The 3,264-nt window shown below is 77.0% G+C and carries 1 protein-coding gene and 1 pseudogene; both read left to right on the top strand.

All coding sequences use genetic code 11. From position 1 onward, the window contains the following. Window positions 1–421 (top strand): annotated as a pseudogene (locus BFF77_RS30760) (hypothetical protein); the annotation flags it as partial. Between the two features lie 40 nt (window positions 422–461). Further along, on the top strand, window positions 462–3,264 hold a 2,803-nt coding region (locus tag BFF77_RS30755), incomplete at its 3' end, for a coiled-coil domain-containing protein (RefSeq protein WP_483855223.1).

The following is a 3,264-nucleotide window of genomic DNA, read 5'->3' as shown; positions in this document are numbered from 1 at the left end:
ACGGCAGGCCTGCCGTCGGCTGGAGGAGCGCGCCGGGGAGGAGGGCGAGAACACCGATCCGTCGACGGACGCGCCCGGTCTCGAAGCCGCCTGGCGGATCTACGCCCGGCGCAGCGCCACCGGTGCCACCAAGGACGCCCGCAGGCTCGCCGGGTCGACCACCGGCATCGTCGGCAAGGCGGTCGCGTTCCTCACCGACTCCGGTTTCCTCCAGCGCACCGGGGACGACGCCGGAGGCGCGTACCGCACCACGGCCCGCTATCAGCTCCAGGTACGGGACATGGCGGGCCACGCGGCCATGGCCGAACTGCTCGAACTGGGCGTCGTGCCCGTCAGCGACGGCTCCGCCACCCTGCTGCCGCCGCCCGAGGGCGACGATCTGGAGCTGGCCGCCGACGCGGGCCTGCCCTTCCACGCCTGACCGCAACTCCGCCCGCCCCCCACAACGAGAGTCCCCCGCCATGTACGAGCTGTCCCGGGTCCGCCTCTACTCCATCGGGCCCGCCGGTGCGCGCTACGCCGACACCGTGCTCGATCTGCGCGGAGTGGGCGCCCCCGTACCGCGTCCCGCGCCCACCCAGGCGGAGTTCTTCGAGGAGGAGCCGGTGGGGCCGCCGCGCCGCCCCGCCCCGGCGGGCGTGCTCTTCCTGGAGAACGGCGGCGGCAAGTCCGTCCTGCTCAAGCTGATCTTCTCGGTGATGCTGCCGGGGCACCGCAACACACTCGGCGGCGCCAGCTCCGGCGTCCTGCGCAAGTTCCTGCTGGCCGACGACTGCGGCCATGTCGCCCTGGAGTGGCAGCACACGCTCACCGGTGAACTCGTGGTGGTCGGCAAGGCCAGCGAGTGGCGCGGCCGGCAGGTCTCCAGCGATCCCAGGAAGTTCGCCGAGGGCTGGTACTCCTTCCGGCCCGGCCCGGGGCTGAGCCTGGACTCCCTGCCGGTCGCCGAGTCCACCGCCGTACGGCCGCCCGTGGAGGGCGCCTCGGGCGCCCGGGGCAGGCGCCGCACCATGAAGGGCTTCCGGGACGCCCTCACCGAGGCGGGCAAGTTCTATCCGCATCTCGACGTCCACTGGGAGGAGATCCACGACCGCTGGAACGAACACCTCGGCGAACTGGGTCTCGACCCCGAACTCTTCCGCTACCAGCGCGAGATGAACGCCGACGAGGGCGAGGCGGCCGGCCTCTTCGCGGTCAAGAAGGACTCCGACTTCACCGATCTGCTGCTGCGTGCCGTCACCGACACCCGGGACACGGACGGGCTGGCCGATCTCGTCGGCGGGTTCGGGAACAAGCTGGGCCGCCGCGCCGAGCTCACCGCCGAGCGCGACTTCACCGCGGGCTCGGTGGATCTGCTCGGCCGGATCGTCGAGGCCGCCGAGTCGCGCGCACGGGCCCGGGACATCCACGCGGGCGCCGAGCGCCGCGCCCGTACGCTCGTACGGCGGCTCCAGGCACGCGCCGCCGAGGAGCGCGGGCGCGCCGCCGATCTCGCCCAGCGGGTCACCGCCGCCGCGCACACCGTGACCACGGCCGAGCAGACGCGCGGACGCGGTGCGCTGATCGCCGCCGAACTGGCCTACCGGCACGCGTCCCTGGCCCTCACCGCCGCGGAGAAGCGCGCCGCCGGCCGGCGCCGTGAGCTGACCGACGCCCGTACGCTGCACTCCGCCTGGCAGGCGGCCGAGGCGGTGCTGCGCCATCGCGCCGCCGCCGACCGCTCCGCGCGCGTCGCCGTGGCGATCCGTGAGGCCGAGCGGGACGCCGCGCCCGCGCTGGCCGCGCGGGCGACCGCCGCGGCCGATCTCGTACGGGCCCTGCACGCGGCGGCCGAGGACGGCGAGCGGCTGGCGAACGAGGAGGAGGAGCGCTCGGCCGTCCTCCAGGAGACGGGCGAGGCCGCCCACCGCGACGCGACCTCCGCCGCCACCGAGGCGCAGCGCGCCCGCAGCGAGGCCGGGCATCTGCGCCAGCGTCTCGCCGAGGTCGAGCAGGAGACGGCCGAGGCGGTACGGGCGGGCTGGCTCGACGACACCGCGCCCGACGCCGACCCGGCCCGCGCCGCGCTCGCCGCGAGCGACGCGGAGAAGTCGGCCGTCGCGAGCTGGGACACGGCGCGCGAGGCCGCGCGTACGGCCGCCGACCGGGCCAGGGAGACGGCCGGTACGGAGTCCCGCGCCGAACTGGCCGCCGCCCGCGCCGCCGACGCGGCGCTGGCCGCGGAGCACGCGTACGACGCGGAGCGCCGCGCGGCGGAATCGATCGCCGCGGACGAGCGTCTCGCCGAGCTGCTGAGTCTGCCCGCGACCGCCGTCACCCGGGCCGCGGTGCCCGGCCCGCGCGGTGGTTCGGCGCCGGACGGCCCGTCCGGACACGAGGAATCCGCGGGAGCCCGGCGCTGGGCCGGCGGCGCCGGGCGGCCGGCGGGACCGGTGGCCGGCGGGCACGGTGTGCCCGGCGCCCGGCGTCCGCCCGCCGACGGCGTCCCGGCGGACCACGGCGCGGCTTTCGGCTCCGCCACCGCGGGCCGCTCCGCGTCCGCCGGTCCGCGCTCCGCCGACGGACCGCTGAGCGCGGAGGAGCTGGACGGATACGCCGACGAACTGCGTGAGCTGCTCGATCAGGGCGTCACCACCGCCGAGCGGCAGCTCTTCGAGCTGCGTACGGCCGCCGCCGACGACTCCCGGATCCTGGGCGCGCTCGGCGACGGCGGGCTGCTGCCGCCCGGCCCCGATGTCCTCGCCACCGTCGAGTACCTGGGCGAGCACGGGATTCCCGCCCTGCCCGGCTGGCGCTATCTCGCCCAGGCCGTCGATCCGGCCGACCACGCCGCGGTGCTGGCCGCACGGCCCGAGCTGGTCGACGGTGTCGTGATCACCGATCCGGCGTCGCACGCCCGCGCCCGGGAGGCCCTCGCGGGCGCCGCCCTGCTGCCGAGGTCCGCCGTCGCCGTGGGCACCGCCGCCGCGCTGCTGGCGCCCGTCCCGCGCCCCGGCGCGGAGGGCACGGGCGACAGCGAGGTCTTTCTCGTACCGCCGAACCCGGCCATGCACGACGAGCACGCCGCCGACGAGGAGCGGCAGGCCCTGCGCAGCCGCGCGTCGGCCCGTGACGAGGAGATCCGGGCGCTCGCCGCCCGGCTCGCCGGTGACCGCGCGCTCGCGGCCCGGCTCGGTTCCTGGCGCTCGGACTGCCCGCCCGGCATGCTCGCGGAGCTGGCCGAGGCGGCCGGGAGGGCCAGGGCCGCGGCGGAGACGGCCGCGG

This window comes from Streptomyces lushanensis (assembly GCF_001700515.1).
Classification (GTDB): Bacteria; Actinomycetota; Actinomycetes; order Streptomycetales; family Streptomycetaceae; genus Streptomyces; species Streptomyces lushanensis.
The sequence above is the reverse complement of the archived record's forward strand: the minus strand, read 5'-3'. Positions and strand labels throughout refer to the sequence as shown.